At 45.0% G+C, this 13,045-nt stretch carries 14 protein-coding genes; 10 read left to right on the plus strand and 4 right to left on the minus strand.

Annotated elements, in window-relative coordinates:
- The first annotated feature begins 102 nt into the window (after positions 1 to 102).
- The 7 genes from nifV to AC1U9Z_RS00560 all read left to right on the plus strand — a co-directional run bounded on the left by nifV (position 103) and on the right by AC1U9Z_RS00560 (position 8,882).
- Positions 103 to 1,236, plus strand: coding sequence for a homocitrate synthase (nifV, locus tag AC1U9Z_RS00530; protein WP_479955162.1), 1,134 nt, complete (start codon positions 103 to 105; stop codon positions 1,234 to 1,236).
- 1 nt (position 1,237) lies between these two features.
- On the plus strand, positions 1,238 to 2,494 hold the full coding sequence (locus tag AC1U9Z_RS00535; RefSeq protein ID WP_479955163.1) for a 3-isopropylmalate dehydratase large subunit: 1,257 nt from the start codon (positions 1,238 to 1,240) through the stop codon (positions 2,492 to 2,494).
- A gap of 9 nt (positions 2,495 to 2,503) precedes the next feature.
- Positions 2,504 to 3,004, plus strand: a complete 501-nt coding sequence (locus tag AC1U9Z_RS00540) for a 3-isopropylmalate dehydratase small subunit (protein WP_479955165.1) — start codon at positions 2,504 to 2,506, stop codon at positions 3,002 to 3,004.
- Positions 3,005 to 3,254: 250 nt separating this feature from the next.
- The gene (locus tag AC1U9Z_RS00545) at positions 3,255 to 3,644 is read left to right on the plus strand and encodes a carbohydrate-binding protein (protein WP_479955167.1); all 390 of its coding nucleotides are present in this window, start codon (positions 3,255 to 3,257) and stop codon (positions 3,642 to 3,644) included.
- 179 nt (positions 3,645 to 3,823) lie between these two features.
- Complete coding sequence (locus AC1U9Z_RS00550; RefSeq protein WP_479955169.1) at positions 3,824 to 5,044, plus strand: glycosyltransferase family 4 protein; 1,221 nt, start codon at positions 3,824 to 3,826, stop codon at positions 5,042 to 5,044.
- Positions 5,045 to 5,070: 26 nt separating this feature from the next.
- Positions 5,071 to 7,539: a sugar phosphate nucleotidyltransferase gene (locus AC1U9Z_RS00555; protein WP_479955171.1), complete on the plus strand. Its 2,469-nt coding sequence runs from the start codon at positions 5,071 to 5,073 to the stop codon at positions 7,537 to 7,539.
- 146 nt (positions 7,540 to 7,685) lie between these two features.
- Positions 7,686 to 8,882, plus strand: a complete 1,197-nt coding sequence (locus AC1U9Z_RS00560) for an alanyl-tRNA editing protein (protein WP_479955173.1) — start codon at positions 7,686 to 7,688, stop codon at positions 8,880 to 8,882.
- 54 nt (positions 8,883 to 8,936) lie between these two features.
- On the opposite strand, the gene trmL is transcribed toward AC1U9Z_RS00560, so the two are convergent.
- From trmL to AC1U9Z_RS00575, 3 genes are read right to left on the minus strand one after another with little or no spacing between them, the layout of a single operon-like run.
- Positions 8,937 to 9,395 (minus strand): tRNA (uridine(34)/cytosine(34)/5-carboxymethylaminomethyluridine(34)-2'-O)-methyltransferase TrmL, encoded by a 459-nt coding sequence (trmL, locus tag AC1U9Z_RS00565; protein WP_479955175.1) that lies wholly within the window; start codon positions 9,393 to 9,395, stop codon positions 8,937 to 8,939.
- The gene (gene nth, locus AC1U9Z_RS00570; protein WP_479955177.1) at positions 9,380 to 10,030 is read right to left on the minus strand and encodes an endonuclease III; all 651 of its coding nucleotides are present in this window, start codon (positions 10,028 to 10,030) and stop codon (positions 9,380 to 9,382) included. The genes trmL and nth overlap by 16 nt, the downstream gene beginning before the upstream one ends.
- On the minus strand, positions 10,020 to 10,442 hold the full coding sequence (locus AC1U9Z_RS00575; RefSeq protein ID WP_479955179.1) for a CoA-binding protein: 423 nt from the start codon (positions 10,440 to 10,442) through the stop codon (positions 10,020 to 10,022). The genes nth and AC1U9Z_RS00575 overlap by 11 nt, the downstream gene beginning before the upstream one ends.
- A gap of 91 nt (positions 10,443 to 10,533) precedes the next feature.
- Between AC1U9Z_RS00575 and AC1U9Z_RS00580 the strand changes: the two genes are divergently transcribed.
- Both AC1U9Z_RS00580 and AC1U9Z_RS00585 read left to right on the plus strand, forming a co-directional pair.
- The gene (locus AC1U9Z_RS00580) at positions 10,534 to 10,830 is read left to right on the plus strand and encodes a LysO family transporter (RefSeq protein WP_479955181.1); all 297 of its coding nucleotides are present in this window, start codon (positions 10,534 to 10,536) and stop codon (positions 10,828 to 10,830) included.
- A 4-nt stretch (positions 10,831 to 10,834) separates the two neighbouring features.
- Positions 10,835 to 11,434, plus strand: a complete 600-nt coding sequence (locus tag AC1U9Z_RS00585) for a LysO family transporter (protein ID WP_479955183.1) — start codon at positions 10,835 to 10,837, stop codon at positions 11,432 to 11,434.
- Between the two features lie 36 nt (positions 11,435 to 11,470).
- Here AC1U9Z_RS00585 and AC1U9Z_RS00590 read toward each other — a convergent pair whose 3' ends face one another.
- Complete coding sequence (locus AC1U9Z_RS00590; RefSeq protein WP_479955185.1) at positions 11,471 to 12,148, minus strand: CPBP family intramembrane glutamic endopeptidase; 678 nt, start codon at positions 12,146 to 12,148, stop codon at positions 11,471 to 11,473.
- Positions 12,149 to 12,341: 193 nt separating this feature from the next.
- Here AC1U9Z_RS00590 and AC1U9Z_RS00595 point away from each other — a divergent pair, with 193 nt between their 5' ends.
- Positions 12,342 to 13,037, plus strand: a complete 696-nt coding sequence (locus tag AC1U9Z_RS00595; protein WP_479955187.1) for a DUF4912 domain-containing protein — start codon at positions 12,342 to 12,344, stop codon at positions 13,035 to 13,037.
- Positions 13,038 to 13,045: the final 8 nt, after the last annotated feature.

The raw sequence follows: 13,045 nt of genomic DNA on the forward strand, positions 1-13,045 counted from the left end.
TGAATGTATACAGTATAAATGCCACTTCTGAATACCCATAATCGTGTCATTTATGATAAGATTAACAACATAGTTTGACTTGGAGCTGGAGGTGTTTCTTAAATGGATAAAAGAAAAATATGGATAGTCGATACTACACTGCGTGATGGCGAACAAACCGCTGGCGTGGTGTTTGCAAACAAGGAAAAAATACGCATAGCGAAATTTCTTGATGAGCTGGGTGTTGACCAGATTGAAGCGGGCATTCCAACCATGGGTGGGGATGAACAAGAGGCCATTAAACAAATTTGCAAGCTGGGTCTAAAGGCCAGCATTATGGGGTGGAACCGACCAGTGATCAAGGATATCGAAGATTCCTTGGCCTGTGGTGTGGATGCTTTGGCTATCTCGATTTCTACCTCGGATATTCACATTAAACATAAACTAAAAACCAGCCGTGAATGGGTGCTTGAGCACATGGTTCGGGCCACAGAGTTTGCCAAAAAAGAAGGGGTATATATATCTGTTAACGCAGAGGATGCCTCCCGTAGTGATATGAACTTTTTAATTGAATTTGCTAAGGCTGCCAAACAGGCTGGTGCAGATAGACTTCGCTATTGTGACACAGTGGGTATTTTAGAGCCCTTTACTACCTATGATAATATCAGAAAATTAAAAGAAGCAGTGGATATTGAAGTTGAGATGCATACCCACAATGATTTTGGTATGGCCACAGCCAATGCCTTTGCAGGTGTCAAGGCCGGTGCCAATTGGGTGGGTGTAACGATTACCGGTTTGGGCGAAAGGGCTGGCAACTCGCCTTTGGAAGAAGTAGTTATGGCCCTTAAGCACCTCTATGACATCGACTTAAATTTTAAGACCGAGATGTTACGTGAAGTAGCCGAATATGTTGCCATGGCTTCTGGTCGTGAGCTGCACTGCAGCAAGGCCATTGTAGGTTCGAATATGTTTGCCCACGAGTCTGGTATTCATGCCGACGGTGCGATCAAAAACCCCAAAACCTACGAGGCTTTCCAACCTGAAGAAGTGGGTCTGGAACGTCAAATCGTCATTGGCAAGCACTCTGGCAGTGCTTCTTTAAGAATGAAATTTGCTGAGTACGGCATTGACCTTTCCAAGGAACAGGCCGAGGAATTATTACCCAAGATACGTTCTGCTGCTGTATCGTTAAAACGTACCTTGTTTGATAAGGAACTGGTTTATATATACGAAGATCATTTTGGAAAGAGGGATTAATTTGGGCAAAACAATCATTGAGAAGATACTATCTTCCCACAGTGGCCAAGATTGCCAGGCCAATGACATCGTAGTAGCCCAGGTTGACTTCGTCATGGGGCAGGATGGTACTTCCCCACTGGCTATCCGGGCCTATGAAAATATGGATGGGAAGGAACTGTTCGATCCGGAAAAGGTTGCTTTGGTCATAGATCATAGTTCACCCAGCCCCTTAGAAGGGGTTTCTGCCCTGCATACGATTATGCGGAAATTTGCCAAGCAAAAGGGCTGCCGCCTTTATGATATCGGTGAAGGTGTTTGCCACCAGCTAATTCCTGAAAGCGGTAAGGTTGGTCCGGGCAGTCTGGTTATCGGCGCAGATAGTCATACCTGCACTTATGGGGCTTTAAATGCCTTTTCCACCGGAGTTGGCTCCACCGATCTGTCTGGTGGGTTGGTTTCTGGTAAAATGTGGTTTAAGGTTCCTGAAACAATCAAATTTGTCTGCCATGGTGTACTGCCCAAGGGAGTCTATGCCAAGGATTTGATTCTTTACTTAATCGGTCAAGTCACTGCCGATGGCTGCACCTACATGGCGGCGGAATACACTGGCGAGGCCATTGCTGCCCTATCCATGGAAGGACGTTTTACAGTGGCCAATATGGCCATTGAAATGGGAGCCAAAGCGGGTTTGATGGAAGCCGATGAAAAAACCTATAATTGGCTTAAACTTCATAGTGATCAAGAGTTTACAGCGGTTTCCGCAGATGAAGATGCCAACTACTATAAAGTACTGGAGTTTGATGTTTCCAACCTGGAGCCTCAGGTGGCTAAACCCCATCGGGTAGATCATGTAGCACCCTTGTCTGAAGTAAAGGGAAAACCGATTCAACAGGCGGTCTTAGGAACCTGTACCAACGGACGCTTGGAAGATTTGCGGATTGCTGCCTCAATTTTAGCTGGCAAAAGGATTCATCCGGATGTTCGATTTATTGTGGCACCCGCTTCCCGTAAGATTTACCTGGAAGCTATGGAAGAAGGCGTCATTCAGCGACTGGTAGAAGCCGGTGCAGCGGTAGTGACACCTGGTTGTGGTCCCTGTGTAGGCACCCATAATGGTGTTCCTTCGGACGGTGAAACTGTCATATCTACGGCTAACCGCAATTTCAAGGGACGTATGGGTAACAGTAATGCCGAAATTTATCTTGCTTCCCCGGCTGCGGTGGCAGCATCGGCATTGACCGGTGTTATTAGTGATCCCAGAGACTTTGTAAAGTAGGTGAAGCCGATGAAATTTCAAGGAAAAAGCCATAAGTTTGGCAACGATGTCAATACCGACTATATCATCTCCGGTAAATATAAATTTAAGACCCTCGATATGAATGAATTGGCAAAGCATGTCATGGAGGATTTAGATCCCGATTTTTACAATAAAGTTACTGCCGGTGATTTTATCGTTGCCGGCAGCAACTTTGGTTGCGGTTCCTCCAGGGAACAAGCACCCTTGGCCATTAAACATGCCAATATCAGTGCAGTTTTAGCTAAATCCTTTGCTCGAATTTTTTACCGCAATGCCATTAACACCGGTTTACCCGTACTGGAATGCGACACAGATCTAATTGACCCAGGTGACGTATTGGATGTCGACCTGACCCAGGGCACCATCACTAACCGGACCAAGGATATTGAAATTGCCGTAAAGCCATTACCAAATGTTATGATCAAAATTCTTAACGATGGTGGATTGGCACCTCATTTTCGTAAATATGGCGGGTTTAATTTTGATTAGTAGAGAATTGGAAAGCTGGAAAGTTTGAAAGTAGAACAAAACCACCCTTGGGTGGTTTTGTTTTTTTCAAAAAGACACAAGGGGACGGTTCTGTTGTGCACCATACTAAACGGTGCACAACAGAACCGTCCCCTTGTGTCTTTAAAAAAATGGATGGTTTTGCCCAAAGTCATAATAATTACCTCCAATAAAGATGGATGGGTTTTCAGATAATAATGATGATTTCCAATGTAAATGAGGAGGTGTTTTAATGTCAAATAGAACTAATTTTGGAGAACCATCCATGGGTGCCTATCGGTTAAAGGAAATGCATGAAGCCCAATTCCCCCAAGGTGTGGTGGTGGATCCCACACCCATTACTGCTGGACAAGATATATTGGTATTTTACGATGGGTTGTTAGCCAAGGAAGGTGCCCAGGAGGTATACCTGCACTGTGGTTTTGGCAACAGCAATCAATGGAATGCCGTTCATGATCACAGAATGGCGAAAACCGGTTATGGTTTTGTCAAAACCTTGACCATGCCAGATACGCATACCCAGTTTAGTTTTTGTTTCCACGACAATGCTATGAACTGGGATAATAACTTTGGTAAGAACTGGGCTTTCCAGGTTCACAATGGTACCATGAACTGCCATTAATAAAAAACCCCTACCGAAAAATCGGTAGGGGTTTTTAAGAATGTATAGTGAGCCGTCGGTTGTTGAAAAACGGATCGATGATCGCAAATCTTTTACCGTCAGGTCATAAAAACTGTCCGAATGGTAAATACTAGCTACTATTAATTTGTCGAAGGGTGTGTGAAAGATTGAGGGTAGTTATGTTTTCTTGGGAGTACCCGCCCTTAAGTGTTGGTGGGTTGGCTCAGCATGTCTATGATCTAACGAGTGCCATGGCAAAACAGCAGCAGGAGATTCATTTAATAACCCGTGGCAACCCTGATACACCAGCCTATGAAGAAGTGAACGGCGTGCATGTTTACCGGGTAAACCCCTTTAAGGTATCTTCTACTGACTTCATTACCTGGGTCATGCAATTGAATATGGCCATGATTGAAAAAGCCACTTCATTGTTTCAGGAATTGGATCAGATTGATATTATCCATGCCCATGATTGGTTAGTGGCCTATGCTGCAAAGGTATGTAAACATTCCTATAAAATCCCCTTGATTGCTACCATCCATGCCACGGAGTGGGGTCGAAATAACGGACTACACAATGATCTGCAAAGACACATTAGTGATATTGAATGGTGGTTAACCTATGAATCCTGGCGAGTAATATGCTGCAGTCAATACATGCGGGGACAGCTTTATCATATTTTTCAGCTTCCAGAGGACAAATTAAATGTTATACCCAATGGGGTTGAGCCAAAGGGGTTTCAATACAACCCTCAAAGCTCCATAAAACGAAGTTCCTATGCAAATCCCCAAGAGAAAATTGTTTATTATGTGGGACGGTTGGTGCCTGAAAAGGGAGTCCAAATATTAATCGAAGCGATTCCTAAAATATTACATTACCACCCCGATACAAAATTTGTGATAGCCGGTAAAGGGCCCTTTGAAGGGAACTTAAGAAATAAAGCTGCGGAAATGGGTGTTTTCAATAAGGTATATTTCACAGGTTATGTGGATGATATGACCCGTAATAGTTTATATCATTTTGCAGACGTGGCGGTTTTTCCCAGCCTTTATGAACCCTTTGGCATTGTGGCCCTGGAAGCAATGGCAGCCCAAACAACGGTGGTGGTATCGGACAATGGTGGTCTGGGGGAAATTATCCAACACGGGATTAATGGCATGAAGTCCTATACTGGCAATGCCAATTCATTGGCGGACAGTATTTTGCATTGTTTATTGGATAACAACTCGGCCCAGCAAATGAAAAAAATAGCTTACCGTGATGTTCTTGAGAAATACAACTGGCAGACCATTGCCCGGCAAACCTTAGAGGAATACCGGAAGGTTAAAGATGCTGACCAAGGGGCTCCTTGGAAAATATTTAACCGTACTAAAATATATGGCCAGGTTGTAAGGCAATAAATACACGAGACAATGGAGTGATTTCTTTGAAGGCTATTATTATGGCGGGTGGCGAAGGTACAAGGCTAAGGCCTTTGACATGTGGTCTGCCCAAACCCATGATGCCGGTATGTAATCGCCCGATGATGGAACATATCATTGAGTTATTAAAAAAGCATGGCATATCCGAAATCGGAGTAACCTTACAATATCTGCCCGAGGCCATCAAAGGTTATTTTGGTAAGGGCTCAGAGTTTGATGTGTTTATGCGTTATTACGTGGAGGAAGTGCCACTGGGAACGGCTGGCAGTGTTAAAAATGCCCAGGAATTTCTCGATGAAACCTTTGTGGTGATCAGTGGGGATGCCTTAACGGATTTGGACCTAAGTAAAGCCATCGCGTTTCACCGAAAAAAAGGTGCCATTGCCACATTGGTCTTAACACCAGTGGCTATCCCACTGGAATATGGTGTAGTCATCACAGACAAAGAAGCCAGGATTACACAATTTTTAGAAAAACCCGGTTGGGGTGAGGTTTTTAGTGATACGGTTAATACCGGTATTTATATTTTAGAACCGGAAGTTCTTGACTATTTCAAACCGGGACAAAAATTTGACTTTAGTAAAGATTTATTTCCTATTTTATTAAAAGAAAAACAGCCCTTGTTTGGCGTTTCCTTAGCTGGCTATTGGTGTGATATTGGCAATCTGCAACAATATGTCCAGGCACATCAAGATTGTTTAACCGGAAAGGTTTCCATAAATATACCGGGCCAACAATTGGCACCAGGGGTTTGGGTGGGAGAAAACACACAAATCCAGCCCGGTGCTAAAATTAAAGGGCCAATACTAATCGGGGATAATTGTAAAATTGATTCAGGTGCTTTGATCGATACCTATTCGGTCATTGGTAACAATTGCCTCATGGGTGAACAGGCTACGGTAAAGAGAAGTGTCCTTTGGGACAATGTTTACCTGGGCCATGGATCAGCCCTGAGAGGTGCTGTACTGGGGAGCAGCGTTAAAATAAATGCCAATGCTTCGGTATACGAAGGTGCTGTCATTGGCAGTGGCTCCATTATTAAAGAACGGGCCTTGTTGAAGCCGGATGTAAAGCTTTGGCCGGATAAGGTGGTGGAGGCAGGGGCAACTGTAGCAAGCAGCCTGGTTTGGGGCACCGCCAAGCCGAAAAGTCTCTTTGGCCTGGAGGGAATCACAGGTCTAACCAATATTGATATTACTCCCGAATTTGCCACCAGGGTTGGTGCGGCCTTTGGTACGAATATGCCAATTGGCACCAGGATTGGGTTATCCTGTGATCGTTATGCTGTCTCCCAGATGATCAAAGAGGCACTGGCCTGTGGCCTACAGTCCACTGGTATTGAAGTGGTGGATTTTAACACAGGAACGACCCCCATGCATCGGTATGCGGTACAGAGCAACCAGTGTCAAGCAGGTATTCACGTAAGGGTTAGTTCAAAGTGGGTGGATAAGATCAATCTGCTTTTTACCAATGAAAGGGGCGGCAACATATCCAGGGGCCAGGAACGGAAGATCGAAAACACCTTGGCTAGGGAAGATGTACGTAGAGTAGAGGTACAAAGGATTTTACCTCCTATCACCATACCTCAAGTGTCAGACTCCTACATGGAGCATTTGCTTGGGGGTATTCATACCGAGGCCTTTAAGAAGATTGGCCAACCTGTGGTTTTATTATACGATCGGCATAGTTTAGATCCCTTTGTGGCTGGCACACTTGCTTCTTTAGGCATAACCTTAGATAATCTGGAGGTAGATCAGACCCCGCAGGAACCGAGGAATTGGTACTGGTATGAGAATTATTTGCAAGACTTGGCCACAGCCGTGCAGAATAAAGGTGGCGTTGCCGGGGCTGTTATTGATCCCAATGGCGATAGGCTAATTCTGCTGGATGGCTTGGGTAATGTGATCAGTGATGAGATGCTAACCGCCCTCATTTCGCTGATTATTTTAAAAGAAAATGCCGGGCCTGTTATTGTGCCCGTAACGGCACCCAAAGCGATTGATGAACTGGCTCATAGGTACCAGGGCAGTGTTGTTCGTACAAAAACCTCACAGCAGGACTTTCTGAATAAGATCATGAATCATCAAATGCTAAATAATGAGACAGCGCAACATTATTTAATGAATTTTGATGCCCTATTAGCCTTGCTCAAGATACTTGAGTTTTGTGCCAAGGAAGGTATTTCCTTGGAGGAACTAATTAAAGAAATACCAAGCTTTTTCTTAAATCAAAAAGAGGTGGAGGTTCCCTGGGAAGCCAAAGGAAGGGTTATTCGGAGCATCATCGAAGAGCAAGCCAATGAAATGGAGCTATTGGATGGGGTTAAAGTATATCATACGAATGGTTGGGCTCTTGTCTTGCCTGATCCAGAAGAACCCCTCTGTAGAATATTTACCGAAGGGGAATCAATGGAAATTGCAGAAGAATTAACTCATTTCTATACCCATAAGATCAGGCAAATCGTTGCAAACTAGACTGGAATAATGCGGCTGTGAGGTGTTCTCACTGCCGCATTTCTTATTACATGTAATAAAGTTGACAATGCGATAACAAGGAATTTTCAAAACTTTGTCGAAAGGTATGTTCAATAGTTCACAATCCTGGAGAGGGGATGATAGCTTTGACAGGAATATATCAGGAGGATCCCTACCTGCTGCAATATAGAACTTGTGTTAAGGGGTTTATCGAAGAAGAAGGAAAGACCGGTATCTTATTTGAAGAAACCATCTTTTACCCGGAGGGCGGCGGCCAACCCTCCGATCGGGGAAACCTGGTTTGTGTTGCCCGCCGTACTTCCCATGAGGTAATCTATGTGGAGCAAAGGCCGGAGGGGATTGTTCACTGGATTGCAGGGGATATCATACCTGTTGTAGGGGCGGAGGTTTTAATGACCGTAGATGCAGAAATGCGTCGGGATCATATGCAGCAGCATCATGGCCAGCATATTCTATCCGCTGTTTTTGAACGTGATTACCATTGGGAAACCGTGGGCTTTCATTTAGGAAGTGAGATTTCCACCATCGACTTGGCAGTGGGAGATATTTCACCGGAGGTTCTCCAAGCGGTAGAGCTTGAGGTTAATCGAATTATTATGGAAAATATTCCGGTAAAAACAGAGTGTTTTCAGCGGGAGGAGCTTAGTAAGGATTTAATAAAGAAACTTCCGATGGGTCAAAGCGAAGTTCGCTTGGTCATCATATCGGGTATTGATGAAAACGCCTGTTGTGGCACTCATCCCAGGAGTACAGGTGAAGTTGGCCCATGCAAAATTTTAAAAACCGAACGAATTAGGGGTAATGTAAGGTTATACTTTATCTGTGGCGCAAGAACGATTACCTGGATGGGCAAAACTTTGGCAGAGTTACAACAATTGGAGAAGGTCATCGGTGCTTCTGGCAGTGAAGCCATTGGAAGATTGGCAAAGAGAGAGGCGGAACTTAAGAAACTCCAGAAGGAACGCAAGGAACTGCTAGGCCTAAAGTATCGATATATGGCAGAGGAATTAGCATCGGAGGCATTTTTTACAGGTGAGACAAGGATTTTGCTGAAGTATTTTTCCGAAGGAGATATGGAGCTGCTGCGTGGCATCGCTGCCGCCTGGTGCAATCAGCCTAAACAAGTAGCTGTACTTTTGGGTGGAACCGGACCCTTTGATGTTGTACTTGCCAGGGGCCAGGAGGTAACAACTGCCATGGATACCTTAGCAACGGAACTATGGCCGATTCTCAAAGGTAAAGGCGGCGGCAATGCTGAGCTGGTTCAAGGAAAGGCCCAGGAATTGCCACTGGAAAAGGTGAAGTTAGCCCTTAACCGTTAGTCCTTCGTTTAAAGCCAACAACCAAAAGCTAAAATGCCACCCAACAGGGTGGCATTATGTCATGTTCGGAAAGTTATGCTGTCTGAGGGCTTCGAAGATGGCGATGGCTACGGAGTTCGATAAATTTAAAGACCGTACCTCCCCTAACATGGGGATTCTTAAGCAATGGTCCGGGTTAGCGGCTAAAAGCTCCTTGGGCAGCCCGGCAGTTTCTTTGCCAAAGACAAGAAAATCATTTTCTCCAAAGGATGCCTGGTGATAAGGTCTGCCGCCTTTGGTGGTAAAATACCAGAAGCGTCCCTCAGGATATTGCTGCTGTAGGGCGGCAAAGCTTTTGTGATAATGTAGGTCCAGTAGATGCCAGTAGTCTAAACCTGCTCTTTTTAAATAACGATCATCGGTGGAAAAACCCAGGGGTTCCACTAGGTGCAGGCTGGCACCAGTGACCGAGCAGGTACGGGCAATGTTGCCGGTATTAGCTGGAATTTCCGGCTCTACTAAAACGATGTGCATGAAATCTCCTCTTTCTTAGGAGCCGTTGGGCAAAGATCAACTAAAGAGCATTGGCAGCAGCGGGGTTTGCGGGCATCACAAACCTTTCTGCCGTGTTGAATTAGCCAGTGGTGGCAGGGTTGCCACAATTCGGGCGGTATTTTCCCGCATAATTCTTTTTCAACTTGTTCCGGTGTTTTACCAGAGGCAAGACCCAGGCGATGGGCCAAGCGTTGAACATGGGTATCCACCGGAAAGGTATGATGTCCAAAGGCGACTCCTAAAACGACATTTGCTGTTTTTCTGCCCACACCGGGCAGTTTTTCTAATTCATCACGACTTTGAGGAATTTCTCCGTGGTAATGTTCCACCAGTAGGCGGCTGGTTGCCACAAGAAATTTACTTTTGTTTCGAAAGAGTCCACAACCCTTAATATGTTCTGCCAGTTCATCCGGTGTTAAGGCAGCGATGGCTTCCGGCGTATTGTACCTTTCAAAAAGTTTTGCAGTGATTTTATTTACCTGGGCATCTGTGCTTTGGGCGGATAGGATTACCGCAACCAGCAATTCAAAGGGTGTGTTATATGTTAAGTCTGTGCCGGCATTGGGATAGGTATTGGCCAAACGGCCAAGGATTTGTTCTACCCTATTTGTCATCGGGAAAAAGCCTGCAATGATCAACCTTAATGCATAGGTTTTGAATAAATTCTAGCCCGGCAGCGGTGGCTAGCTGTGCCGCAGCATCATTCGAGATACCTAGTTGAAGCCAAATAGCCTTGGGTTTTAAGGGGAGAGCTTCCTCTACCACCGGGGGGGTATCTTCACTCTTTCTAAATACATTGACCATGTCCACCTGGTAAGGAATATCCGCTAGGGTTTTATAAGCCTTTTCGCCCAGAACCTCGGTTATTCTTGGGTGTACAGGGATGATCCGATAACCATGCTGCTGCAGGTATTGGGCTACCTTATAGCTATCCCGGTGGGGCTTGTCCGAGAGACCAACCACGGCAATGGTTTTACACTGGGTTAATAGTTCCTTAATTTTTTCATCGCTGGGGTTTTGATACATGGATGTTCCTCCTTTAGATAAATGATTGACCAGGATTTTCCTGGCGTGCTAAAGTATTATTGTTTGTTATTTTAGACAGGGGGTGATGATATTGGTTCCAGTACTAATTGCGGTGGCTCTGGGTGTACTTGTGGGGCACTTAAATATATTGGCTCTCGGCTCAAAGACAATTGGCAAATTTACAACCCTTTGTCTTATTATCATGCTATTGGCCATGGGTGCTCAGTTGGGTGCCAATGATAAATTACTAGCCGATTTGGGTCGGATGGGATATCAAGCACTGCTTTTAGCACTAGGCAGCATCATCGGCAGTGTTTTCTTTGTTCGTTTGGCAGAAAACCAGATCAACCGTCAATTGCGTTGTCAGAATCGTGAAGGAAGTGAGTAATACCATGACCTGGATTATACTGGGTGCTGTGGTGCTGGGCATAGCCCTGGGAAATTGGATAATACCAGAACAATATGTACAACACATGGGTGGGGTTACCACAACCGCCCTTTACCTATTGCTTTTTGCCATTGGTATTGACATTGGCCGTCAGAAGGAAGTCTGGATTAGGCTGTGGAATATGGGCTGGCGCGTATTATTGTTACCCCTTCTGGTGGCTGCGGGAAGTCTTGCCGGGGCCTCTATCACCGGCCTGTTCATAGGATTGCCATTCAATGAGGCTTCTGCCATCGGTGCAGGTTTTGGCTGGTACACCTTATCGGGTGTTTTACTAACAGAGATCTATAATGTGGAAACGGGAACCTTAGCGTTTATTACCAATGTGGCCCGTGAATTACTAACCTTTATTACTGTGCCCTTGGTGGCCCGGCATATTGGCAGACTTTCAGCAGTGGCTCCCGGTGGTGCAACCACCATGGATACCACCTTGCCATTGATTACCAAAGCCACTGGCTCAGATATGGCCATCATTGCATTTATTAACGGCTCCATATTAACTGCCCTGGTTCCTCTGCTCGTACCGTTTTTGATTAATCTCTCCTAGAGATAATAACACATCAACAGGTGTGTTGCCAGCACTTTAACCGCCAAGGTATACCATAATCAGCCGGGCACTGTTGACCAGACCGTGTGCTATGATGCCGGGCAAGAGGGAGCCGGTGATATAATATATTGCGGCTAGACCGGCTCCCACCGCGGCTATTTGGACAAACCAAATGCCGCTTAAATGAGCGAAGGAAAAGAAGAGAGCACTGATGACGATACCAAACAGCCAACCCCAGCGTTTGGCAAAGGCTTGCAAGGCCATGCCACGATAATAGATCTCCTCGGCAAAGGGTACCAAAATACCTCCGATAAAGAGTGGCCAAAGTAAATCCAGTGGCCTTTTGGCGTCAGCAGTGGCTTTTACCAAAGGATTTGTACCGATATCTGCAGCCAAAAAAGCAACCAGAGCACGCTGGCTGCCTTCGGCTAATATAAAAAGCAGAACCCCTCCCATAACCCCAAAAACAACCTGTCTGCCTAAATCCCTAAAATGTAGTCCAAGCTTAGCAATACTGCTTTTCCTGGATACAAAATAAAGAGTAAGGCTGATCAAAATCAGCCGATCCAAAATTTCCACCAGCCGGGGTGAAATCCCCGGCACAAGAGGCAGTACGAACTTAGCAAACAAGTAGACCAGGGCTATGCGAAAAACAAATACCCATATTACATCGGTTATGCCCCAAATATGTTTAAAATTATTTTTATCTAACATAAAAAACCCCCAGTAAGGCAATCTTTATCATAATCAGTCATTTATAACCAGTGATGAAAAATTATAAAGGCAAATTTGCTGGGCAATACTAAGTGAAGTCTCGCTTTAGGTTTAAAATTTCCTCAATCCGTCCTTTTTAGTATAAAAGGGGTTAAAGTTTGCATGTAATATTTTGCCAAGGAGGGTAAAGAAAATGGACAATTTTTGGATTTCGTTCCCCGTACTCCTAGCATTGGCAGCATTGGTTTTTTTCTTACTACCTCGATTCGACAAAACTGCCGATGTCCTGAAAAAACCTGAGTTACCGAAAAGAAATCGGGAGGAAGAATTTGCCCAGGAGATTTCCCCTATAAAATCAGCTAAGTCGGTATCTCATATCGAAGAAGATCCATTTATACCCCATTATTATGGTGTCAATCGCTTGGTGGCAGTGGCCAAGGATCCCAATTGGTTATATTCCTACTGGGAGGTAAGCAACGGAAAAATAAAGGAGTTTATCCATTTGTATGGGGAAGAAGCCTGGCAAACCTCCAAACAAGTGCTTCGGGTTTATGACATTACTGGCACGACAAAGGATGATCCTTGCAGTTGGCAGGAGATTAGCCCGGATCCCTTTGCGGATAACTGGTTTGTGGAGGTTGGTCAGCCGGAACACAGCTTTTTCCTTGAGTTAGGACGGGTATTAGCCGACGGCAGATATATTAAATTGCTGACTTCCAACACAGTGTCAATGCCTCGGGCATCGATTTCGGAACGTACGGATGAGCAGTGGGTGGGGATTGATGAACTTTATAATAAACGCAGCCTCTATGGTTTTAGCTCGACTATGCTGACTGATATGGGAATTGACTCCCCAGAGTGTAGTTCAAAAAAACATAATAATTCTTAAAGGGGGTT

The organism is Desulfotomaculum sp. (assembly GCF_982386235.1).